Origin of the sequence: Chryseobacterium sp. 1B4, assembly GCF_036631475.1 — a bacterium.
Lineage (GTDB): Bacteria > Bacteroidota > Bacteroidia > Flavobacteriales > Weeksellaceae > Chryseobacterium.
The window spans coordinates 78,717-103,103 of the sequence record NZ_JAPNUF010000005.1; the positions used below are offsets into that span (position 1 = coordinate 78,717).

General features: G+C 38.8%; 19 protein-coding genes and 1 pseudogene. 6 read left to right on the forward strand and 14 right to left on the reverse strand.

Annotation, left to right across the window (positions count from 1 at the left end; translation table 11 throughout):
• Positions 1-4: 4 nt before the first annotated feature.
• The 12 genes and pseudogenes from OWR28_RS03995 to OWR28_RS04060 all read right to left on the reverse strand — a co-directional run bounded on the left by OWR28_RS03995 (position 5) and on the right by OWR28_RS04060 (position 15,540).
• Positions 5-532: a hypothetical protein gene (locus OWR28_RS03995; RefSeq protein WP_332385576.1), complete on the reverse strand. Its 528-nt coding sequence runs from the start codon at positions 530-532 to the stop codon at positions 5-7.
• Positions 529-654, reverse strand: coding sequence for a hypothetical protein (locus OWR28_RS04000; RefSeq protein WP_332385577.1), 126 nt, complete (start codon positions 652-654; stop codon positions 529-531). The genes OWR28_RS03995 and OWR28_RS04000 overlap by 4 nt, the downstream gene beginning before the upstream one ends.
• A 146-nt stretch (positions 655-800) precedes the next feature.
• On the reverse strand, positions 801-1,781 hold the full coding sequence (locus tag OWR28_RS04005) for a hypothetical protein (protein ID WP_332385578.1): 981 nt from the start codon (positions 1,779-1,781) through the stop codon (positions 801-803).
• 466 nt (positions 1,782-2,247) lie between these two features.
• The gene (locus OWR28_RS04010) at positions 2,248-3,177 is read right to left on the reverse strand and encodes a hypothetical protein (RefSeq protein ID WP_332385579.1); all 930 of its coding nucleotides are present in this window, start codon (positions 3,175-3,177) and stop codon (positions 2,248-2,250) included.
• A gap of 93 nt (positions 3,178-3,270) precedes the next feature.
• Positions 3,271-4,071, reverse strand: coding sequence for a WxL protein host-binding domain-containing protein (locus OWR28_RS04015; RefSeq protein ID WP_332385580.1), 801 nt, complete (start codon positions 4,069-4,071; stop codon positions 3,271-3,273).
• 100 nt (positions 4,072-4,171) lie between these two features.
• A complete protein-coding gene (locus OWR28_RS04020; RefSeq protein ID WP_332385581.1) occupies positions 4,172-4,750 on the reverse strand; it encodes a hypothetical protein in 579 nt (192 codons plus the stop codon).
• Between the two features lie 399 nt (positions 4,751-5,149).
• Positions 5,150-6,010 carry an alkaline phosphatase family protein gene (locus tag OWR28_RS04025; RefSeq protein WP_332385817.1) on the reverse strand — a complete coding sequence of 287 codons (861 nt, stop codon included), beginning with the start codon at positions 6,008-6,010 and terminating at the stop codon, positions 5,150-5,152.
• A complete protein-coding gene (locus tag OWR28_RS04030; RefSeq protein WP_332385582.1) occupies positions 6,007-7,266 on the reverse strand; it encodes an alkaline phosphatase family protein in 1,260 nt (419 codons plus the stop codon). The genes OWR28_RS04025 and OWR28_RS04030 overlap by 4 nt, the downstream gene beginning before the upstream one ends.
• A gap of 83 nt (positions 7,267-7,349) precedes the next feature.
• Complete coding sequence (locus OWR28_RS04035; RefSeq protein WP_332385583.1) at positions 7,350-8,870, reverse strand: SusD/RagB family nutrient-binding outer membrane lipoprotein; 1,521 nt, start codon at positions 8,868-8,870, stop codon at positions 7,350-7,352.
• Between the two features lie 20 nt (positions 8,871-8,890).
• Positions 8,891-12,047, reverse strand: a pseudogene (locus OWR28_RS04040) (SusC/RagA family TonB-linked outer membrane protein).
• A gap of 972 nt (positions 12,048-13,019) precedes the next feature.
• Complete coding sequence (locus OWR28_RS04055) at positions 13,020-13,880, reverse strand: hypothetical protein (RefSeq protein ID WP_332385587.1); 861 nt, start codon at positions 13,878-13,880, stop codon at positions 13,020-13,022.
• Positions 13,881-14,745: 865 nt separating this feature from the next.
• Positions 14,746-15,540 (reverse strand): SDR family oxidoreductase, encoded by a 795-nt coding sequence (locus tag OWR28_RS04060; RefSeq protein ID WP_332385588.1) that lies wholly within the window; start codon positions 15,538-15,540, stop codon positions 14,746-14,748.
• A 394-nt stretch (positions 15,541-15,934) separates the two neighbouring features.
• On the opposite strand from OWR28_RS04060, the gene OWR28_RS04065 reads away from it, so the two are divergent.
• From OWR28_RS04065 to OWR28_RS04090, 6 genes are all read left to right on the forward strand, one after another.
• Positions 15,935-16,168 (forward strand): hypothetical protein, encoded by a 234-nt coding sequence (locus tag OWR28_RS04065; RefSeq protein ID WP_332385589.1) that lies wholly within the window; start codon positions 15,935-15,937, stop codon positions 16,166-16,168.
• A complete protein-coding gene (locus tag OWR28_RS04070; RefSeq protein ID WP_332385818.1) occupies positions 16,132-16,293 on the forward strand; it encodes a TonB-dependent receptor plug domain-containing protein in 162 nt (53 codons plus the stop codon). Before OWR28_RS04065 ends, OWR28_RS04070 begins: the two co-directional genes overlap by 37 nt.
• Complete coding sequence (locus tag OWR28_RS04075) at positions 16,293-18,821, forward strand: SusC/RagA family TonB-linked outer membrane protein (RefSeq protein ID WP_332385590.1); 2,529 nt, start codon at positions 16,293-16,295, stop codon at positions 18,819-18,821. The genes OWR28_RS04070 and OWR28_RS04075 overlap by 1 nt, the downstream gene beginning before the upstream one ends.
• Before the next feature lie 25 nt (positions 18,822-18,846).
• A complete protein-coding gene (locus OWR28_RS04080) occupies positions 18,847-19,821 on the forward strand; it encodes a RagB/SusD family nutrient uptake outer membrane protein (protein WP_332385591.1) in 975 nt (324 codons plus the stop codon).
• Positions 19,775-20,353 (forward strand): RagB/SusD family nutrient uptake outer membrane protein, encoded by a 579-nt coding sequence (locus OWR28_RS04085; protein ID WP_332385592.1) that lies wholly within the window; start codon positions 19,775-19,777, stop codon positions 20,351-20,353. Before OWR28_RS04080 ends, OWR28_RS04085 begins: the two co-directional genes overlap by 47 nt.
• A gap of 119 nt (positions 20,354-20,472) precedes the next feature.
• The gene (locus OWR28_RS04090) at positions 20,473-22,299 is read left to right on the forward strand and encodes an alkaline phosphatase (protein ID WP_332385593.1); all 1,827 of its coding nucleotides are present in this window, start codon (positions 20,473-20,475) and stop codon (positions 22,297-22,299) included.
• Between the two features lie 177 nt (positions 22,300-22,476).
• On the opposite strand, the gene OWR28_RS04095 is transcribed toward OWR28_RS04090, so the two are convergent.
• Together OWR28_RS04095 and OWR28_RS04100 are read right to left on the reverse strand one after the other, a co-directional pair.
• Entirely contained in the window at positions 22,477-23,433 is a 957-nt protein-coding gene (locus tag OWR28_RS04095; RefSeq protein WP_332385594.1) for a phosphatidylinositol-specific phospholipase C, read from the reverse strand.
• A gap of 222 nt (positions 23,434-23,655) precedes the next feature.
• On the reverse strand, positions 23,656-24,339 hold the full coding sequence (locus tag OWR28_RS04100) for a hypothetical protein (protein ID WP_332385595.1): 684 nt from the start codon (positions 24,337-24,339) through the stop codon (positions 23,656-23,658).
• Between the last annotated feature and the right edge of the window lie 48 nt (positions 24,340-24,387).

Below are 24,387 nucleotides of genomic sequence, written 5' to 3' on the forward strand. Positions count from 1 at the left end.
CGGTTTACTCTGTGATGGTGTAGGTGATGACAATAGCCGTATTTGCCTGTGCCACTAAATTAGCATAGGTATTTGTAGCCAGTGAAATGGTGAGTGCATGTCCGTTATTGGCACCATTCCCTGTATAAGCTCCTCCAATACCACTAATGATTGTGACAGGAGTAGTGGTAAGGATCACCTGGCCTGATGATGTTCCCAATGTTCCTCCACCGGCTCCGGATGCTGCTGCAGCCTGAAGTCTTATATTGACTCCTGCTATTACTTTATTTACTGAGGCTGTAATTCTTCTGGTAAGTCCGCCGGGAGTAATGGCAGACGTATAGTTGACCCATTTTGACGTATTGGGAGTTGGGGTTCCAAGCGCATTTCCTGCCTCGGTAGGAGCCGTAAAATTCAGCGTAATACTTCCTGCGGGTTCAATATCCATTAAAGTTACTACGGGCAATGTAAGGCTGACAGTAGTACTTGCGGTCTGGGAATACATGGAGCCAGATACAATAAATGCTATTATTAATAGTATGGAACGAATCATTTTTTCTTTTTTATTTCATTATATCCTACTTTCAGGGATTCCTGCTGATATTTGATTTCTAACTGATGCTTGACAACATTGATGGTTATTTTCTTTGTTTCCGAAGGTTTTAATGTAAACATAAATTTGTCTGTAGATATTTTATAGCGCTTATCCAGTCCGTTACGGTAAACTTTAACAGTCCAGTCTCCCGGCCGGAGATAAGTGAAATCAAACTCTTCCCCTATATAGCATACTTTACGGAAAGCCTGGTCGTTATTGCTGGCTTCTACAATAATACTTTCTCTTTTTTCTTTCCTTTTCCTGATTGCAGCTGTTCAATATCTGCCTGATCCTTTTCTCCTGTTTCCAGGAACCTCACGTATCCCTGAATATGGGCTGCAGCTGTTATTCCGAAATTAAAAATATTCTCCTTATTCACGAGTGAAAGGGCGGCTGGAAATGTCTGGGTGGGGATGTCATTGATTTCTGTGGTTGAACGGTCTATTTCAAGGAAATAATTACCAGGAATAACATTTTTAAACATATAATTTCCATCCTTATCCGTAACAGACAGATAACTTCCAAGCATTAATCTGATTCCATCTGTCTTTTTAACCCCCAGGTTGGCAACATTGCCCGACAGCGAAGTATACTCAGCAGTTTTTTGCACCGGAATATTGGGACGCCATGTATAACGCATCGAAAATATAAAATCTTTATCCCCGATTTCTCCTCTTTGCAATGAATATCTTCCAGAAAGATCAAGTTCGTTTCCCGGAAATAATTGCTGGTGAAAAAGAAGCTCAAAAAGATTCCTGTCTTTAAAATATTCCTCCGGCATATAATTGTTCTGATAAAAAAGGCTTAAACTGGTCTTATCAGAGAATCGGCTAAATATCCTTGCTCCATAATAAAGGTTTTTTTGATTCTGAAGCTGATATCTTGAGCTGATGGCATAACTCCCGAAAATGTTAAAAGAGGTTCTGAATTTTTGGAAGGAAAGATTGGCAGAATAGAAACTGGAATTACCGCTGAAACCTGTCAGGTAATTATCCGTTTTACCAAACTGCCCATCAAGGTTGATCTGGAACACTCCGATCTGCTGATTGATACTTACTTTGAAATAACGCTCATAATAGTCAAACTGTTTGGGCTCCAGGCGGTCTTTATACGTTTGATGGCCATTATTAAGTGTAATAAAACCGTTGGGCAGATATCTGTACTGTATGCCATATTGGAAATACTTTCTGTAGGGTGCAGCCAGCAACAGGGTATCCCGTTGGAAGTTTTTTGCATCCTGCATATAATTGGCAAATACACTGATTTTTTTGTGATATTGTAATACACATTTCCATTAAAGGTATTCGTATTGGTAAAATATCCGGCAAAATCCGGGCTGGCTCTCATGTATATCAAGCTTCCGTTTAACTTCTTGAAAACGGCTTCTGCCTGAAGCAAATAAGCCGTTCCGTCTGTTTTCTGCGTTGTACTGTACGCTAATTCTCCGGACAGGTTGATGTTTTTCGAAATTTTAAATTTTCCTTTTGTGTAGGGGAGATGAGCATCAGAATCAAGTCTTACCTCTCCATACCTGATTTCTTCCTTTCTTGGTGTTTTAAAGAGATAACCTACAGAAATTTCAGACTCTTTCCGGATCCTGAAGGCTGAATAGATATTCAATTCATCTTTTATATCTCTGAAGAATCTGGGATGATTATAAAATCCGCCAAAGCTTACTTTATTAAAATCATACCGGATTTCTGCCCCGCGTCCGTATCTTGCAAACTCTGTGAGATAGGATGAAGAATAGGTTTTATCACCGAGATGAAGAAAAAATTGTTTCGTTGATAATTCACAAAATATTCCTCATATTGGGTAAAAGTGTTAAGTTCAACAGGATTATGTGTGACAGCCCTGAATTCGACCTGATTTTTATTGTCTTTATCAAGAGTCCCCTTGCCATAGATTTCGCCCTGAAAACCATCATGATAAATTCCCATATTCTGCATCCCGATAAAGGATAAAGAAAAAGCAACCGGCAGCCTGTGATAAATATCCTTTTCAGAGGGTTTTAGCGATATAACCTGTGTGCTTGAATAGTAATCCTGGCTTTCTTTTGGATTGGCAGCCGGATGTACCGAAAGATTTAGGTTCTGAAATTCATTTTGAATGAGATCCGGGCTTGTGGCTTTGTGAATGCTGATCATTTTTGATTCATTAGGAGCCAGTATGAGCGATGACTCATGGTCAACAACTGCATTTTTACTTTCCAGCGCAATGCTTTCGGTTACATTACCATTATTTTTTAAAAGGAAAGAGGCCTTAATGGTTTCTCCGGCTCTTACAAACTCAGGGGAATCCAGAATGGTGACCAAAAGATTCCTGTTTCCGGAAACTGTGATTTCCGAAGTCTTTGTAAAAGATATTCCGTTGTTACGATCAACAATATTCAGTGTTACAGAATAGGAACCTTTTCCTGTTTCTATACCGATGCGTAATGGAACCAGATATGCTGATGTTTCATAAGGAGCAAGCTGAAATTCCCCTTTAGCTAAAATAGGATGTATAGACGAACTTGATGTGCTGACTGAAATATCATAAGTCCTGCTTTCTGCTGAATTATTTTCTAATGTAAAGGGAATAGAAGTGGACATTCCCGGCATTAAACTATCTTTTTTACTGGTCAATCGGTTGGATTGCTGCTGAGAAAAATAAATGCCGGGAATGATAATATGATAATAAATAATGTCCAGGTTCTAATCATTTTTTACTTCTAATTCCACATTCAGCGCAAATGCATTTTCCTCTTCATCTGTGGCTATTATAGCGGCTCTGTATTTATCCGGTGGTACGGTATTGATATCAATGTAAAATGTTTTGGAAGTATTTGGTAACAGTCCCATCGTTAAACTTGAGTATGTTCCCACTTTTTCACCTGTCTTACGGTTATAGATTTCAATGGCTGCCGTCGGTTTACAATACAGATTGCCATTATTGGCAATTGCGATCTTTACGGTTTTCTTTCCTTCTTGTTTTTCTACTTTTACACTTTCAAATTTAAGGTCCGGTTTGGCCTTTTCAGTTTCAATATCTGTAATGACCTGAATGGCATATCGTATAACAGAAGTAATACTTACACCAGGCTTTTTGTCGCTGGGCTTTATCTCCTCTACCGGTTCTACCATGATAACGCTCCAATAACTTCCCGGATCCATGGCCTCATTGGGAACAGTTATTTCATAAAATACCTCAGTCTTTTCCTTACCTTTCAAAGTAACCAGATTGGTATTGAGTTTCAGCCACTCCCCGTTACTGCGTTTATTGGTATGTAATGCCGTATAGTTGATCGTTCCGTCAGCATGGTAGGTGTAATCCTGTAAAAATATTTTTACACTCTGAGGATTGCTGCCTGTATTTTCAATGGCAATTTTCCCTTTATAAACCTTTCCGTTTTCTATTTTGTAAGAATGCGTAAGCCCGTTGAGAATCACAATGCCGGCATGTAAAAAGCAGAACTGCAAAATCAGGGTGATCAAAATAAGAATACGCTTTATCATATATAAAGTTTGGAGTTAAATCATAGTAATACAAAACCAGGAAGAAACTGATAACAACTTCTCCTTGTTTTTGAATGAAAAATAGAATCTTGTTTAAATTCTAATTGTCTGATATTGTATAGGTAACGGTAGCTACTACAGTGGCTGTTGCCTGTAAATCTGCGTAGGCTGCTACTCCTCCGGGGCCGCTTCCTGCAGCAAGCGCATAGGTAAGATTGTGGCCGTTGTTGGCGCCATTCCCTGTATAAGCACTTCCAATCCCGGAAATAATAGTCTGGTCAGCCGCACTTAAGGTCAGCAGACCTGCAGATGTTCCTAACGTTCCTGCACCTGCTCCGGTAGCAGCAGCAGCAGTTACGTGGATATCAACTCCCGGAATGATAGCGTTCATTTTTACACTTACGTTACGGGTAGGGTCTGCAACAGATTTAATGGAAGAATAATTAAGCCATAAAGTAGTGTTGGCCGCAGCAGGAATAATAGGATTTCCTGCTTCTGTAGGCGCTGTAAAGCCAAGAGTAATGTTTTTTGTGGCAGCTGGCTCAATATCTACCAGGGCCACTTCAGGAATAGAAACTGTGACTGTATGGGTATCTGTATTGGTATCCTGTGCGCTCAGATTCCCTGATAGAGCAAGCGTAAATAAAGACGCTGCAATAGTTAAATTTAGTTTTTTCATGACACTGTTAATTAGTTAAGTGAAGATAAGAAAATTCAGTATACGGTGAAAAAATATACCACATTTTTTATATGAGTATTTATTTGTCATATGTAATGCATTATAGTTGTGAAATAACTCAAAAAAACCTGTACAAATTTGTACAGGTTTTTATTACTATTATAAGCCTTTTTTAAGCCCAGTGCGGATCGGAAACGGAAACTTTTCCGGTTTCTATTCTTCCGGCAAAATGCCACAGGTGATCGTTTAATTTGACTTTCAGATCATACCAGCCTTTATATTTATCAAGATCGATAATAATTTTTTCTTCCGTTTTTTGTACAGCAATGGATTTCTTCGTTTTTCTGTACAGATCTTCCAGGATTATAGAAATATTTTTCTTTTGATGAGTTCTGATGGTCAGTTCGATCTGATTTTTGAAGTTGTATTGGTCAAAATAACCTCTGTTTCCGGAATATTATCTCCTTTAAACTTCCTGAAAAAGCCATTGGGACCGAAAATTTCGTAATCATATGCTCCTGAATGTACAGCATGGGATAGTGTCTGTCTGGAATATAAGGCATATGAAAAATGATAACTGCTATTGTTGAATTGAGTCCTGTCATACACCAAAAGCGGAACTCCATTCTCTTTTAAATTGGACATTTTGATCTTTTTCCCTTCCAAATTGACATGGAAATGATAAGGTAAAGGATTGGATGGTTTCAAACCTCTTTCCTGAATATCAAGTAAATTCTCATTCAGTTCATTTTCAGAATACCATTTCAGGTTGGGTACCGGCTTATTTTTGGCAGCATTGATGGTTTTGGCGTAATCTTTCTGATTCAGATAATCCATCCGCGGAGCTTTTACACTGGAAGAATTAAACGCAGAGGTAAGATCTCCGCATACCGCTCTTCTCCAGTCACTGATATTCTCAACATGAACATTCTTATTGAATTTTTTCATGATGAATTTCTCCAGGAATTGTAATACCGAAGTGTGGTCTGATACTTCGGAATTAACAAAACCGCCCTTTGTCCATGGGGAAGCAATGATCATGGGAACCCTGTAGCCCAATCCTACGGTTCCTTCAATTTTTTCATAATTTTTTAAAGAGGGATCGGACATATATTCCTGGGACCTGTCTACATATTCTGCACCTTCTTTTCCGTTCATATCAACGGGCTGGCTTGGATTCATCGGAGGGGCGAAAGGCAGTACATGATCAAAGTAGCCGTCGTTTTCATCATAATTGATGATAAATATTGTTTTTTTCAGGTTTCAGGATCTTTGGTCAAAATATTCAGAACCTCGGAAATATACCATGCTCCATACCACGGTGATCCCGGATGGTCAGAAAAATGTTCGGGTGCCACCAGCCATGAAACCAGCGGAAGCTTTTTCTCTTCCACATCTTTACGGAACTGGAATAATACATCACCTTCAGGAACTACAAGCCTTTCTCCGTTTTCATCTTTTCCTATTTCCAGCTTCCAGTAATCAGGATCATTTATATTGGTGGTGAAAGCTTTTTCGTGAAGGTTTTTCTCTTCTTCTGAAAGTTTTGAATAATTATCAGGATGGTATTTTACCTGGTCTTCCTGAACTTCAGCCAGCATAGCTTCCAGCCGTTTTTTCTGATCAGGATTTTTTTCAATTTCCTTTTTCAGATAGGTTATGATATTGGGGATGTTTTCATAATATCCTTTCGAAAACTTAACATTGAATTTTGAAAACCATTCAATCGGGTTATCGGTAAAATTACTCAGCCAGGCTTCCTGCTCGCCGGACATTCCTTTTGGAAGACTGATTTCATTCTGGTAAATTCTCCACGAAACATTCTGCTGTTCCAGAATCTCCGGGAAGGTTTTCCATTTGGCCTGTCTCGCTTTATCGTAATCAATATTTTCATTGACAACATTGGCTTTCACTTTTCCGTTTTGCTGTTCTCTCAATGTACCCGACCAAAGGAATAATCTGTTAGGAGTAGTCCCGGTAAGGGAAGAACAGAAATACTGGTCGAATATGGTAAATGCATCAGCCAGCTGATAATAAAACGGAAGGTCCTCACGGTTGTAATAGCCTAATGTCAGCGGAATATTTTTATAATCTTTATTGCCTGAAGCTTTGGCCTGAAGCCACTGGTCAAATTTTCCTTTGTTAAGCGCTTTTTGCTGATCTGCCCATGAATGAGGCAGAGAGCTCATCCAGGTAGATTTCGTATTTCTTAAATCCAGACGGGCGGGAGATGCATATTTCCCTTCGTCATTCTTTTGAAAGAAAACAGAATGTCCATCCTGCTTTACAAAAGCTCTTTTATCTAAAAAGCCCCTTACTCCTTTAAGAGCACCAAAAGCATGGTCAAAAGAACGGTTCTCCTGCATCAGGATTACGACATGTTCTGCATCATAAAATGTAGACTGGGCAGCCGGATCAATGGCTAAAGCTTTTAAAATGGAAGGATGCAGTACGCCTGAAGTTCCTAAACCTGCTAATAAAAGACTTGATTTCTCTAAAAATTCTCTTCTGTTCATGTTCAATCGTAATAAGAAAGAAACCGCAAGTTAATAGGATTTTCCTGCGGTTTCTTCGTTTTTATATAAAAATAATCAGATTTTTATTGTAACCACCATGGTTTGGAGTTGATATTATCATTACCTCCGTACTGAGCGTTTAAAGCAGCTTTTAGATTATTGCTGTTATAATTGTATTCAGATTGCGGGTATCTGAACCTGAAAGGTGCAGCAACTCCGGACTTTAACGGATAATTCGGATAGCCTGTTCTTAAATAATCATAATAAGAAGTCCACTGCGCCTGATGGAACATAGTCATGTATTTTTGAGTCATGATCTTTTCCAGCTGTGTCTGTAAAGGATCGGCGTCATTATAAACGACTAAAGGCGTTGTAAGGTACTGATTCACATCAAAACCTGAGAAATATTGTCCCGGATTTTTTACATACGTCTGATAAAAACTGAAACTGGCTTTGATCGCATTATCATAATGTGTTTTTGCAGATCCGGAAATCCAGCCTCTTGCCGCAGCCTCGGCCAGGATAAACTCAAGTTCTGAATAGCTTAATACAGAAGCAGGTTCATTGGTAGGATCTTTATAGAAGCGGTCGTTTACTTTGGAAATATTTTTAGCAGTGATCAGAGCCGCATTGTCAGAATACGGCGAAGTAGGATTTCCACCGTTATAAGCTGTATAATCTGTGATTGCTTTTCCTGCTTCTTTTGCTCCCGTAGTCTGTGCTGCAAAAGTAAACAAACGCGGGTCATGTCTGTCTTTGAACATATTGATGAAATAATCTGCCATATACAAACTGGAGCCGTATCCGCTGTTATTAAACATCGTGTACCTGCTGTCTGCGGCATCAGCAAACTTAAGTTCGCCGTTATCCGCAATGGAGGTCATAAGAGACTGGCTTCCTGCAATGGATGCAAATTCTGAAGCGATATTATAGCTTCCTACCGTTGTTTTTTTAGATAAAGTGATCAGAATTTTCAGACGGAAGGAGTTGATCAGTTTTTTCCACTTTAAGGCATCTCCGTTGTATACAATATCCCCCTCAATTTTGTCGCTGGTATTAATAAGATCATTGGCTTCTTTCAACTCTGATAAAATTCCGGCCATGATCGCTTCCTGTGTGTCATATTTAGGCTGTGTGATTCCGGATTCACCTTTGGCTGCCTCAGAATAGGGGGCACTTCCCACTTTTAAGCTGATGTTGAAAAAATGATAGGCTCTCAGAAATTTCCCGATGGCCAGATAATTTTTATTTCCTCTTTTCTCTGCTTCCTGCATCATTTTTCCTGTATTCAGGAGTCCTTTGGTATACACTTCAAAAGAGGTGTCATTCCATTTCATATACTGATAAGAATTCTCGCCGTCGGTACCGATCATCATTCTTGAAGCATACATATTATCTCCATTGACCTGAAATGTATATTTTTCCACATAGGTTAGAAGATATTTAGGCTCAATGCTGGCCTGGTCATTAGGATTTTCATTGATGGTGTCAAGGTTGGATTCGCATGAAGCCAATGTCAGAAGTCCTGCAGCAACTATAGACCTCATCAGCCATTTTGCCGTTTTACCTTTTTGTCCTTTTATATTCTTTATGGTATTTTTCATTGTCTTGATGTACTTTTTAGTTAAAACTTAAGATTAAAACCGATTCCGAACCATCTGCTGGATGGGTCCTGGATATCATTAGCGATATCTCCGCTTCTGCCTGACCTGATCTGGAAATCCGGATCGGAGTAAAGGTTCTTGGATTTTTTCCACATCGCCAGATTGTAGGCAGAAATATTGGCAGTAAAGCCTTTTACCATTCCTTTCGGGTTTAGTAACGAAGAAAAGTCATATTCCAGGACTACAGATCTGAGCTTAACGAAAGTCCTGTCGAAAACGTTGGCAAATTCTTCGCTTTCATCCTGTGTTACTCTTGCCTGGTATGGATAATTCTGTGCCCAGTCCTGGAAGCTGATTGCTTTTGTATGCGGAGTATAAAGGCCTGTCGCAGGATTGTAATTTACCCCATCCGGTACAAAATAATACGTTCCCGGATTTGCATACTCAAGATCTCTGTACGCTACAGAATTAGGATGTTTTCCTCCCCACCACATCTTTTCAACAACCTGCGATCTCATGACACCGCCGATGCTGCCATCGATTCCTATATTTAAAGTAAACTTCTTGTATTTAAAGGTGTTATTAAAACCAAAAGTCCAGTCCGGATTGAAATGTCCTAAGTTCGTTGGGGCATTAGCTCTTGTTGGCATTCCTGTATTGGCATCAAGAATGACTTTTCCGTCCGGAGACTTTTGCCATGTATAGTCATAATAGCTGTCCATTCTTTCACCCAACTTAATATTTTGATAGTTGGGCATATTATCATAAATGGAAGTCAGCTTTTGTTCATAAGTACTCCAGTTGATTAAGGTTTTCCAGCTGAAATCAGCTGTTTTTACCGGAACCATACCAAGAGTAATTTCAAAACCTTTCGTGGTATACTCATTCCCGTTTACATATTGTGAAGTGAAGCCTGAGGATTCAGCTGCCGGGAACTGGAGAATATTATTATAATCCAATGTTCTGAAATAAGTGGCATCCAGGGTAATTCTGTTATTCAGGAAACCTGCACTTAACCCTAATTCATATGATTTTGTCTGTTCCGGCTTCAAAGAGTTTTCTACGTTCAGGGTTGTTGGATAATAATACGTAGGATTTCCATTGAATGTGATTCCCTGGTTATTCAGATAATAATTCCTGATCGCATAAGGCTGGAAATCATACGCTACTTTGGCCCATGAAGCGGAAAGCTTTAACATATTGATGGACTCCGGCATTTTTACCAGGTTTGAAATAACCGCACTTACGGATGCAGAAGGGTAGAAGTAAGACCTGTTGGCTTTAGGAAGTGTGGATGACCAGTCATTACGCCCTGAGATATTAATGAAGAAAGCGTTGTACAATCCGATATCAATTGTAGAATAAGCACTGTAAATCAGCTTTTCCTTCAGGTAGGTATAATTTTTCAGTGTTCCGATAGAGTTTTCAAAGGTGTATACTTCAGGAATTTTCAATCCGTCCGTAGACCTTTCATTATTGTTGTTTTTATAATAGAAAGCAGAACCTCCGGCATTGATGGTGAAATCAAAGTTATCAGATATTTTTTTCTTGTAAGTTGCCAGGATATCGTAGTTAAGGTTCCATGTTTTATTATCTTTCAGAATGTAGCCGCCACTTCTCGGTGCACTGTAATTGAAATAGGAATAAGGGCTCAATATTTCCGTTTTGCTGTGGTTTTCCACAATGGATATTTTTCCTTTTACCGAAAGATCCTGCGTAGCTTTATACTCTAAACCTGTCTGTGCATTGATGATATTCGTTCTGTTCTGATTTTTATAATACTCAGCTCCGAACCATGGGTTATTGTACCATGCGTAGTTCCAGTTGGCCTGTGCTCTTCCTTCTTTTCCTGGGATCCACATATGATTTTTAAGCGCTTTGCCGTCTACATCACCTCCCATCCAGATCAGGATGGTGTACATGTGTCCGCTTGGGTTGTAATCGTAGTTGGGGATGTTAGGGGTGAAGGCCTGGTTGAAGTTAAATTTTGTATCAAAGATTAATTTTTCACCAAGATGGTTTTCAGAAGAGAAGTTGATTCCGTATTTCTGAAGATAGGAATTCGGGACCCTGTCATCATAATTCATGAAATTCCCGGAGAACCTGTAGACGTCCTTGTTATTTCTGTAGCTGATAGCAAAGTTATTATTGTTGATAACCGCAGGTTTTAAAAAGTATTTAAGTTATCATGGTATTTCCAGTCGATCGGAACTCTTTCATACCTTGATTTATCATCATACTGGGTTCCTGTTACAGCTCCGTACCACGGAACGACCTGGCCTGTTACTTTATCCCTGATCGGACTGTTCCACTGGGCAATCTGCAACCCGGGAACAAACTTTGGACCCCAGATCATATCTCCGTCATTAACTCCCCCGTCAGCCCCATCCCAGAATTCATATTTCCCATGAGAACCGTTACCATATTCGGTCTGAGTTTTCGGGAGATTGGTAAACCCTCCTGTGATCATCGTATTTTGGGAGAATTCAACAGAGAATCCCTTCTTCTTCGCATTTTTTGTGGTGATCAAAACGGCTCCGTAGCGGCCTCTTGATCCATATAAGGCAGAAGCTGTAGCACCTTTCAGAACGTTAATATTTTCAATATTGTTGGGATCTAAATTCTGGAAGACCTCTTTTTCCACAATGACACCGTCAATAACAAAAATAAGATTTGAATTTCCTCTCAGCGTAAACTGTGGAGCCTGCTGCATTCCTGTTGGATTGGAAACATTCAGACCTGCAACCTGTCCGGAGAATAAATTCCCGATACTTGGTGTGGTAATCGTTTCAAATTGCTTTGTTCCCACTTCCTGAGTGGCATAACCAATCTTTTCTTTTTCTTGGCAATACCCAAAGCGGTAATAACGACTCCTTCAATCTGCTTTTCGTTCGGCTTTTTTAAAACAACGGAATACTGTTTTTTGGAAGAAACCTCAACGGTATAAACAGAAAAGTCAGGAGCAAAGAATTCAAGAATATCTTTGGGATTTGCAGAAATGGTGAAATTACCGTTTTCATCAGTAGTTGCGGTCTTTCCTGTATTTTTGTCGGTGATATTCACACCGGAAACACTGGAACCGTTTTCTGATTTTACATTTCCGGTAATATTGATTTCCTGGGCAGAAAAATAAAGAGGAAGTAAAAAAACGGCAAAAGTGGCTAGAGTTTTCTTCATTTTTTTGAAGACAAATTTAGCAGGGCACTGTTACCTGTATTTTAATGATGTATTAAAATAAAAATACGATTTAATATTTTTTAACAGGAAGAATTAATAGAAAGGTAAAATTGAAAATGCCCTTTGTATAAGGGATTTTGCTTTATTATATATTATTATAAGGTAGGAAGCTGGGAGAGGGAAGCAGGAAGTTATTGCGGTGTTGTCAAGTTCTTGAAGCCCTCAGTAATAAGTTTTTGAAGAAAATCTTTCTATAGAAATAACAGGATAGTAAAACAGTGACTTCGATAACTTCCGGCCTCCAGCTACCCTCTTCCTTTCTATTTCTAAAACCTGCTCAGAATTCCCCAGTGGATTTTTGTATCATTAAACTTAAAAGGACTTTCCAATTCATTACCATTAGACAGCGCTGGAAGAGGGAGACAGGAAGTTATTGCGGTGTTGTCAAGTTCTTGAAGCCCTCAGTAATAAGTTTTTAAAGAAAATCTTTCTATAGAAATAACAGGATAGTAAAACAGTGACTTCGATAACTTCCGGCCTCCAGCTTCCCTCTTCCTTTCTATTTCTAAAACCTGCTCGGAATTCCCCAGTGGATTTTTGTATCATTAAACTTAAAAGGACTTTCCAATTCATTACCATTAGACAGCGCTGGGAGAGGGAAGCAGGAAGTTATTGCGGTGTTGTCAAGTTCTTGAAGCCCTCAGTAATAAGTTTTTGAAGAAAATCTTTCTATAGAAATAACAGGATAGTAAACAGTGACTTCGATAACTTCCGGCCTCCAGCTTCCCTCTTCCTTTTCATTACCATTAGACAGTGCTGGGAGAGGGAAGCAGGAAGTTATTGCGGTGTTGTCAAGTTCTTGAAGCCCTCAGTAATAAGTTTTTGAAGAAAATCTTTCTATAGAAATAACAGGATAGTAAAACAGTGACTTCGATAACTTCCGGCCTCCAGCTACCCTCTTCCTTTCTATTTCTAAAACCTGCTCAGAATTCCCCAGTGGATTTTTGTATCATTAAATTTGAAAGGATTTCCAAATTCATTACCGTTAGACAGCTGGAAGCTCATCAGGCCGATAGGAATAAAGAAATTGAAACCAAGCCCGACACTGTAAAGTTTAGGCCTTACATTCAAAGATTTATTATTGAGCTGTCCATATTGCCCGAAGACATCGAAGAAGGCCTGATTACCGATAAGATACCGGTATTCCAGGCTTCCATAATAATAGAAGTCGGCGGCGAGCGAGTTTTCATTGAATCCACGCATGGAATTCCACCCTCCGAAACGGTATAATTCATTGGTGGAGAATTCTATTTTTGAATCCATCATGGCTCCTTCCCCTTTAATATTCAGGAAATGGTTTCCGGAAATATGATAATTGTGTTCCCCAAAGAAATAAAACTGGTTTTGATTAGCTTTGATATTATCTTTAGAATAGGTGGTTGTCAAAAAATCATATCCTGCATTGATCCTTGTCTTATAAAGGAAAAGATCAATATCGGTAGGTTCCGTCATTTCAAACCATACCCCGATCCCTTTTTTGTTATAGTCTTTCCCCTGAACGTATAAGGAGTCAATAATGGTAGAGCTTTCCAGGGTTCCTCTTAAACCTATTTTGTTCCGGTTATTGATGTGATAATAGAAAGCAGGAAGGAACTTCACATTGGCAAACGTAGAGTCCTGCCTGTAGATATTCACTTTCGCATTCATCCCGACATTGGATTTGAACAGGTACGGAATATCCACCTGGAGATCGAAAGTCTGTCCTTTATCCGGGTTTCTCTGCCAGTATAAATTGACGGTTTCAAAACCGTTGAACATATTCCTGAAATTCACATTCATCGTTCCGTTTAAGGTAAACTTGGAAGTTTTATCGTTCCCGAAACCGATTACCCCGTCAAAAGTATTGGTCTTTTTCTTTTCCAGGAACAGAAAAATGCTGGTGGAATCTTTTGTGAACAGAGTTTGCGGCTGCCGTTCCAGCGTTAAAAAAGGATGGCTCTGGAAGGTTTTATTGATGGCTAAAAGGTTTTTGTCATCATAATTTTTGCCTTTAAATTCCTTTTCAAGGTTTTTAATAAATCGTTTGGGAACTTTTTCATATCCTTTTACTACAAATCCGTTGATCGTTCTTTTATCGTTTTTATTGATGTCAAGTTCTACGATCGGATAGCCGTTTTTCTGACCTTTATATTTAGATTTGATTCTGCTGAAAGAATAGCCCTCATCAATATACGTCTTGTTGATACTTTTTTTGGTGGAATCTAAATTTTTAGTGAAAAAATCTTTCTGAATTTTCAGTTTCTGAACCAGAGAATCTGTGAGGTTTACATAAGTTTCATTAAAGTTCTTTCCTTTATCATAGAAAATTTCAGTACTGTCTCCCTTTACTTTTACGTCTTTCAGTCTGGTAAAGAAATAGTTATTCTGTGCTAATGAATCCAGGAATTTTACTGCAGAGGTAGAATCTTTTACTTTTTTCTGATCTTGGTTTCTGTATCAATCAGCCAATACTGCTTCTTCTGCGCTTGTGTAAAAACGCAGAACAGTACAAAAAATATTTTCAGAAACAGTTTCAATTTATCATTATGAATGTTAAGGGAATTGAAATCTTCAGTAAAAAGATTCTTCACTGCACTTCTGAACTATGTCCGCAGACTTTCAGTCAGTGTTCAGAATGACAATGCGCCTTATCAATCAACTAATTTTTATCCAGTTTATTATATTTTTTCATCAAATTCTCATAAGTTCCCTGCGGAAGAATCCATTTCAAAGGAACCCCGATTTTCTGCCCGAATTTACCAAAATAATAATGAGCTTTCCATTTATCTTTTGCTAAAAGTTTTTCAACGTATTCTGCTACTTCCAAAGGATCAGTTCCGTCATTTACGTGGGAGTTCATCAAAGCATATACTTTGTCAAAAACGTTTTTGTAAGGCTGGGAAATCTGTGCAATCACTCGGTTGTCTGCTATATTGGTTTTTATATCTCCAAGATGCAGAGAGCAAACGTCGATATTCCATGGATATACTTCATATCTCATTGCTTCGGTTACTTTATCCAATGCCGATTTTGACGCTGAATAAAATCCACGGAAAGGAAGACCCATTTCACTTCCGATGCTGGAAACATTAATGATCTTTCCAAATTTATGCGCACGCATGTTCGGAAGGACAGCACTCATCATCTGTACAGGTCCGGCAAGGTTCAGGCTGAACAATTTTAAAATATCTTCTTTCGTAGAATCTTCTACTGCGCCTACCATTCCCATTCCGGCATTGTTGATCAGAACATCAATTTTGCTTTCTGTTTTTAAAACCTCCGCAACGGCATTCTGTACAGCGGTATTATCTGTTACATCCGTAGGTATGGATTTGAAGTATTTACTTTCTGTATGCTTCCGGCTCAGGCCATATACTTTATGTCCTTTTTTACCAAAATATTCTGCCAATGCAAACCCGATTCCTGATGAGGTTCCTGTAATAATGATGGTCATTGAATTCGTATGATGTTTAATGTTTTATTTTTCTTCTGATGTCAAAGAGACGTTTTTTAAATGTCTTTGTTCAAAAGTAAAATCTATTTTCAGCAAATGTAAAAAAAGAAAAATGAACTCAGTTATTTATTATTCCTGAAATAATTTTAACGTTTTCTTCATTTGTTTTTCTGTTTTGCATAAACTTAAAGTAAACTTAATCTCAACCATGCATACAATATTTGAGGAATGATTACTTTTAATTACATATATTACTGAAATACAGTTGTTTAATTTTGTTTTGTGGTAGAGGGTGTCTGAAAAAAGCCAAAATTTCTTAATAAAAACATAAGAAAACCTTAATGATAGGTGGGTGCAGGCTGTTCTAATTTTGCACCTAATCAAAAAGGATATCATGAATGTATTTAAAATCCCTGTCTCTGTAACTTATTTAACAGGTAGGGTATTACTTATTGGTGCAATATCAGCTTCACCGATGTTCCTCGCTCAGAAAAAAGACAGCTTAAAAGAAAAATCCATCGACGAGATTGTCGTGGTTGGGTACGGAACGCAGAAAAAAGTAAAGTTTCCGGGGCTGTTTCGGAGGCTTCACTGGATAAGCTTACTTCCAGATCTTTATCCGGAGTAGGGGAAGTTCTTCAGGGCAAGGCTCCCGGAGTAACTGTTGTGAATGAGGGTGGAGATCCCAACGGATCACCTAAGGTCAATATCCGTGGTTTGGGGGGATCAACGGAGAAACTCCTCTGTATGTAGTGGATGGGGTAGTTTTCAACGGAACACCGTCTATCAATCCAAACGATATTCAGGATATTTCTGTACTGAAAGATGCTTCTGCAGCCATTTACGGAGCCAGATCCTCCGGAGGGGTTATCCTTATTACCACTAAAAAAGGAAAGAAGGGAAATCTTACCGTAGATTTTGATGTTAAATATGGCGTAAACCAGGCATGGAGGCTGAAAGAATCCCTGAATGCAGCAGAATTCCAGGATGTCATGTACAAAGCCTATGAAAATGCCGGAAAACTGGGAAGCTTACCGATGGCTTTTAATCCCAATCAGTATCCTGACGGAAGAATTACCAGAACAGACTGGATGAAAGAAATTTTCAGAACAGGAACTATTCAGGAATATAATGTAAACCTTAGCGGAGGAAGTGAAAAATCCAGATATTTTGTAGGGATGAACCACAGAAGCCTAGAGGGAATTTTATTGAATACCCAGGCAAAACGATACAATTTCAGAGTGAATTCTGAACATAAAGTTAAAGACTGGCTGACGATCGGAGAAAACATGTACTACAATTACTCTGACGGAAATACAGCCGATACCAAAAGTGGATATACAGGAGCTTTGGTTGCTGCCATGTATTATCCGCCGAATGTTCCGGTATATACACCCAGTGGTGCATTTTCAGGACTTCCGATTGATGTGGCTGGTGGATATGGAGATATGATCAATCCTGTTGCTTATCTTAAAAGGATCAGTATCAGAAATCCTACTCATGAGATTTTGATCAATCCTTATGCTGAAATTACGCTGGCCAAAGATTTAAAATTCCGTTCCAACTTCTCACAGACTTTTAAACTGGGAGATGTAAAGAACTTCACGTACAGAGTTCTGGAAGTCGGGAAAATTTTTGATACCAATAATTTGGAATACCAATCCAACAATTCTTCTACAGCACTTGCAGAACAGTTGCTGACTTATAAAATAGCTTTAGGACAGCATAATTTTGACTTCCTTGGAGGTTTTACTTTCCAGAAAACGATTGATGACGGCTTTGTGGCAAAATCGTATGATTTCCGAAGTGAAGCTGAGGTTTTCCAACATCTTCAGAATGCAGCAGACACCAATAAAGATGTTTCCAGCTACCGGTTCAAACAGACTTTGGTTTCTTATCTGGCAAGGGTAAACTATGACTATGCAGGAAAGTATATCGTGAGTTTATTGGGAAGACGCGATGGTTCTTCACTGGTAGCCAAACAAAACAGATTTGCTAATTATTATGCTGTTTCCGGGGCATGGGTGGTTTCGAAAGAAAACTTTATGAAGGATATTTCATGGCTTTCAAGCCTGAAGTTGAGAGGAAGTTATGGTATTCTTGGGAATCTTGGAGGAATTTCACCACAAGCTGTAAATCCTTTGATGACGAGAGATAACAACGTTATTTTCGGACAGGATCCTTCTCAGAATATAGCTTATTATGCCACCACACGTCCCAACCCGGATCTGAAATGGGGTAAATCTGAGCAGACCAACTTCGGGGTAGATGCTTCATTTCTTCATAACAGTCTTTCTTTACAGTTTGACTACTTCGTGAAAAATTCCAAAGATCAGATCTTCAACGTAAGCTTACCGAGTACGGCAACGTACAATAATCAGTATGTGAATGCCGGATTATTCCAGGATAAAGGATATGAGCTGGGGATCAATTACAACAAAGTAGTCTCCGATGATTTTACTTTCTCAGTTGGAGCGACAATGAGTCAACTAAAAAATACGGTGAAGCAGCTTGCCAATGTAGATGAGATCTTTATCAATGACAATGGGGTAAGAGGAGTGTTGAAACCAACCCGCGTGAAAGTAGGTGATCCTCTGTATTCTTTCTATGGTTATAAGACCGGAGGAATTTTCCAGACTCAGGAAGAGATCAATAATTATAAAGATGCCAACGGAAACCTTATCCAGCCGAATGCAAAACCCGGAGATATCAAATTCCTGAAGAAAGAAGGAAATACTGGTGTGCTTAATAATAACGATTTTGTCAATCTTGGTAGTCCTTATCCTAAGTTCTCTTACGGATTTTCTTATAACATGACCTGGAAAAACTTTGATCTGAACTTATTCTTCCAGGGAGTTTACGGTAATAAAATATTCAACGGAATGAAGTTTATTTCCTTGAATCCGGGCGGTACAGGACAGAATTATAATATGGACAGAGATATCCTGAATGCATGGACTCCTCAGAACACCAATACCGATATTCCAAGGCTGGTACACGGTGACCCGAGTGGTAATTACTCCAAAGTATCAGATTTCTATGTGGAGGACGGGTCTTACCTAAGACTGAAGAACCTTACCATCGGATATTCATTACCAAAAGAATTGTATAGAAAACTGGATGTAAACAAAGTGAGAATTTATATGACTTCTAACAACCTGTTTACGATAACGAAATATACAGGATTTGATCCTGAAGTAGGAATGAACTCCTACGGAGTAGATACCGGAAGATATCCTCAGGCACGTTCATTCATCTTTGGAGTAGAGATCGGACTATAATTTTTAACCAACAAAAAGTAAGAAAATGAAATTTTTCAATAAAATATTTTTAATATCAGGAATATCCGTAATGCTTTTATCCTGTACAGGAGAGCTGGATGTTCAGCCGGAAGGAACCCCTACTGAGGCCAGTTTCTGGAAAACGGAAAACGATCTGATTACCGGAGCAAATGCCATGTATAAGCCTTTGTTTGACGGAGAATTCTACGGAAGAGGTTTGTTCTGGTTTATCAATGCCAGTGATGATATGGTAACAGGAAGGGCAAAAAGTGAAGCAGATAATGCAAAAAACTTCAGCAGCAATTATATCGCAGCAGGAGACCTTGAAACCCAATGGAATAAAAGATACAATGTGATCGGAGTGGCTAACCGTGTGATCCGTAATGTTGACAATATCCAGACTTCACAGGCTATTAAAAACAAATACCTTGGAGAAGCTTTGTTCATGAGCAGCAGAATGTATTTTGAACTTGCCTATTCTTACGGAAACGAAAAAGCAGGAGTTCCGATTATCGACCGTTCAAAGGATCCGGATCCCAATCCAATTCCAAGAGCAGCCAACGTAATGGAGAATTACACTTACATAGTGAATGATCTGAAAAGAGCTGCAGAATTATTACCTGCCCAGGCAGAGCTTCCTGCAAAAGATTATGGAAGACCTCATAAAGCGGCAGCATGGGCATTGTTAGCAAAAGTATACCTGTTTATGAAAGACTGGAATAACGCAGAATTCTGGGCCAACGAAGTAATGACCAAAGGAAACAGAGCTTTATTGGGTAACTTTGCTGATGTTTTCAAAGCTGAAAATAACTACAGCTCAGAATACATCTGGTCTGTTCCGGGAACACCTAAGTTTACAGCCTGGGGCAGTATCCTGCCGGGAGTAATGCTTGAAAACAAAGGTTGGGGAGAATATAACGGATGGGGATATTTCCAGCCGACAAAAGAACTGTATGATGAATACGAAACCGGTGACCAGAAGAAGTGCTACCATTCTTAAAATTGGGGATAAGTTTACTTTTAACGGAAAGGAAAGAATCTATGCTTCCAGTAATTCTCTTACCGGATACCAGTTCAATAAATATATGGATGCCTTCAAATATCAGCTGAACAGCGGCCACGTGAGTGCCAACGGAGATTATCCGTGTACAGACCTTGCCGTTCCGATTATGCGTTATGCGGAGGTTATCCTGATCAAAGCAGAAGCTTTACTGATGCAGGGGAAATCTGCAGATCAGGAGATCAATATGATCAGAGTGCGTGCAGGTCTTTCTCCGAAAAACGGATGTACAATGGCAGATCTGAAGCATGAAAGACGTTGCGAACTGGCAGGAGAATGGGCAGACAGACACAGAGACCTTGTGCGTTGGGGAGATGCTCAGGCAGCTTATGCTAAACCTCTGCATGGTATCAATGGGCAGGTAGTCTGGGCCGCAAGAAACTTTAATCCAGCTGTACATAATGTTTGGGCAGTTCCACAGGCTGAAATCGTAAACAGTCACGGGATCATTAAACAAAATGAGGGCTGGTAAAATTTAATCTATATATAAACCACTATATCATTGCAGAACACTCTGTGATGATATAGTTTTTTTCAAAGGTATGGAGATAGGTCGTTCCATCTGACCTATAAAATAATAACGATAAACGAATGAAATTATCAAAAATTTTAGCCGTTCTGGCCCTGGCTGTTTTTTCCGAAAACCAGGCACAGAATTATTTAAATTACAATGTAGGGAATGCACATTCGCATAATGATTATATGCAGGAGATCCCTTTTTGGCAGGCTTATTATGCCAATTTTGGTTCTATAGAGGCAGATGTATTTCTGGTCAAGGGAAAACTTTGGGTAGCCCATACCGAAAAAGAGCTTTCCGCAGACAGAACCTTAGAGAATCTCTATCTCGACAATATTTCAAAACAGATTAAGCTGAATAAAGGAAATATCTATCCTGATGCCGGTAAAAAGCTTCAGTTGCTGATCGATATTAAACAGGATTATAAAACGTCATTGGCAGCTTTGGTCAATACTTTAAAAAAGTATCCTGAGATCACCGGAAATTCAGGAATTAAAATTGTGATTACCGGAGGCCGTCCTCAGCCGGAAGATTTTAAAAGCTATCCGAGCTACCTTTATTTTGACGGAGATCTTGATAAAAACTATTCGGCAGATCAGCTGAAAAGAATCGGAATGTTCAGTGCAGACCTTCCCGGATTGGTAAAATGGAATGGGAAAGGAATTCCAAGGGATGAGGAAACTGCAAAAATTAAAAGTGCGGTTGACAAAGCTCATGATCAGCAGAAACCAGTTCGTTTTTACGGAGCTCCGGACTTTCCGAATGCATGGGTAAATCTGATGGATTTAGGAGTAGATTATATCAATACCGATCATATTCCTGATCTTAAAAAATTTATGAACACTATTCCGAAAAACTTTTATAAAAATACAAAAGAGTACAGTACGTATACGCCTACCTATAAAACAGACGGGGTGGAGAAAAAAGTAAAGAATGTGATCCTTCTTATACCTGACGGAACTTCTTTACCACAATATTATGCTGCCTTTACTGCGAATAAAGGAAAGCTGAACGTTTTCAATATGAAATCCACAGGACTTTCCAAAACCAATTCATCCAATGCCTATATTACAGACTCGGCACCGGGTTCTACAGCATTTGCAACCGGTGTAAAAACCAAAAACACTTTTGTCGGTGTTGATAATATGGGAAAAGCACTGGCACAAATCCCTGATATTATTGCGGAAAAAGGACTGGTTTCCGGACTGATTTCTACAGGAGATGTTACAGATGCTACTCCTGCAGACTTCTATGCTCATTCAGATAACAGAAACAGTTCGGAACCTATCCTGAAAGACTTTGCCGCCTCCAAAACAAAAATTCTGATCGGTGGGCCTACAAGCGGATTATCCCAGGAAAATCTGCAGAAATTCAAAGCAGCGAAAATTGACCTTTACCAGGATCTTAAATCGGTAACTAAAATAAATAACCGCATTCTGGTGATTGATCCTTTGGCTTCACAAAGGGTTACCAATGGAAGGGGAAACTGGCTTGCTGATGCATTTGATCTCACTTTAAATGATTTAAAAAGCAATAAAAAAGGCTTCTTTATGATGATTGAAGCTTCGCAGACAGATGGCGGAGGCCATAGCAACAATATAGAGCAGCTGGTCACAGAATTACTGGATTTCGATCATGTGGTAGGAAAGGCTATGAAGTTTGCTGATGAAAATAAAGAAACATTGGTCATAGTTGTAGGAGATCATGAAACTGGAGGCTTAACGCTTTTGGATGGGAGTCTCAAAGATGGGTGGGTATTCGGAAACTTCAGTACAAATGACCATACTTCCATTCCATCAAGTGTTTTTGCTTACGGACCGAATTCAAAAGAATTCACAGGACTGTTTGAAAATATAGAGATCTTCAACAAAATACTGGCAGCTTACGGAATTCAGAAGTAACTTTTGATTTACACTTTTTTACTTTGTAAAGAAAGACTGTTTCAATCCGAAGCAGTTTTTTCTCTCAATTTCATTTTAAAATAAAAAGGCTGCCTCAAAAAGAGACAGCCTTTGAATAAATCTAACAAATAATAATTTAGAAATTGGTGTTAACGATCAACTGGGAAAGTTCAGCATTCACAAAATCAATCGGCATGATTCCGAATGTTCCTGAGTATTGGTCTGGAAGAATGTTTTAAGTCTTGGATTAATATTATTGGATACCGTAGGAATACTTGGAATACCGAAGATTCCAGGCTTATAGCCGCTGGTGAAATTAACGAAAAGCTTGCCATTTGTATCATTCTTTGCTTCATTAAGCAGACTGGAGATTCCATTCCATTTGTCATCATTGTTTGTTACCTTATAATAATCCTGTACTTTTAGCTGTACGCCTGAATTGTTGATGTCAAACGTTGTATTGTCGGCCCATGGTGAAGCATTGATCCCTTTCGTTGTTCCCGAGGAGAATCTTCTGAACAATTTGATCTTGCCTCTTACAGATCCCAGCGTAGGAATATTCGCTCCTAGATCCCACTTAGACGGGTTTTTCTGTACATAAGAATCAAAGGTCTGTTCAAAAGTTCTGGTGGTGTTGGAAGCATCATATTCTTCTTTTACAGACATGATAATTGTTTCAGACGGATTGCTTTGAAGGAATGCATAACACGCATTTAATACGTCATCAAAATTCATATTCTGATAAATGGAGCCATGATGAATGGCGAAAGCATTGTCAATATGTCTGCAGCGGATATCCAGAAAACGTACACCGGCATTCAGCTGTTCTGCAATGCTGAGGTCTTGGGTTTTAGCTGTACCTGATACAACAGGGGCATCGATACGTGCTCCGGAATCATGAGTACCGGGTATAGAGATCTTTGAAATAGAAATATTATCCTGAAGACCGGACATCCAGTTATTCAGGGAAACAGGTAATAATGAAGCCCTGTTGTTTGCTTTTGCTAAAGAAGCAGTCCTGATTTCATTAGAATCCCTTTCCATCATACTGTCATTGGAACAGGAGAAGAAGACAGATGCAGTTACCACCCCAAGAGTAATGTTGGTGAAACGTTTCATGCTTTGTTTGAACATAGTTTTTATTTTTAATGCAGCTTAAAAATAAGAATATATCAAAGTATAAGGAGTTAATTTAACTTTAAGAGATAATTAAGTTGGTATAAAGTCGGGAAGTTGGAAGGCTGCTCATATTGAAAAGCTTTCAGTATTCAAAAAAATAACAATTTTACTATGAAATATGGATCAATAAGTAGTTACCAGAGAATAATTTCGAGCATCCAGCTTCATGCTTCCATCTTAAAAAACAAAATCCTCCTTCAAACCGGGAAGTCTGAACTTATGTTCCCCGATAATAAAATCATTCATTTTAATTAGAGCCGGGAATTTATGGATAAATTCTTTGTGGGAGTTTGCTGGTATTTTTGCGTTTTCGTCGCAGGATGAATATTCCCTGTCAACAATAACTTTACCTGTAGAAAAATTGATTTCATTCGTAAAGCTGAAATCACAGGTGTCTTCAAAATGGTCATGAGAACCTATCAGATAGAAATCTCCGTTCTGAAATCTGAAGGTATGTTTGTATTTCTGAGTATGTCTGGAATTGGTAAAAAAGGTTTGTCCGATATGAAGGCTGTTATTTTTTATGCTGAGTTCAAGTGTATTGTCAGAAGGATAAAATCCGGTTCCGCTTGAGAAAAGAACGGTGGAATTTTCTTTCCAGACGGTAAGGGTGCCGTTTTCATTTCTGAGAATATAGAAAACCCTTTTGTAGTCGGCTGTTCCTTCCAGGTTTCTTTCATCTGATGCCTTTATTTTTGTATCGAATACCAGTATGGTTTCCTCTTTTCCATCTTTGTCAAGGTCACCTTTTGCTTCTGCAATTTTATTATATGCTTTTGGAACTGAAAAGTTTTTCAGATTCTGAGCATATAAGTTTGAAACAGATAAAACAAACAAAAAGGAAAAGAAAGATTTTATCATAATTATTCAACTTGATTAAACTGAAACATTAAGATTATAATAAGGTGT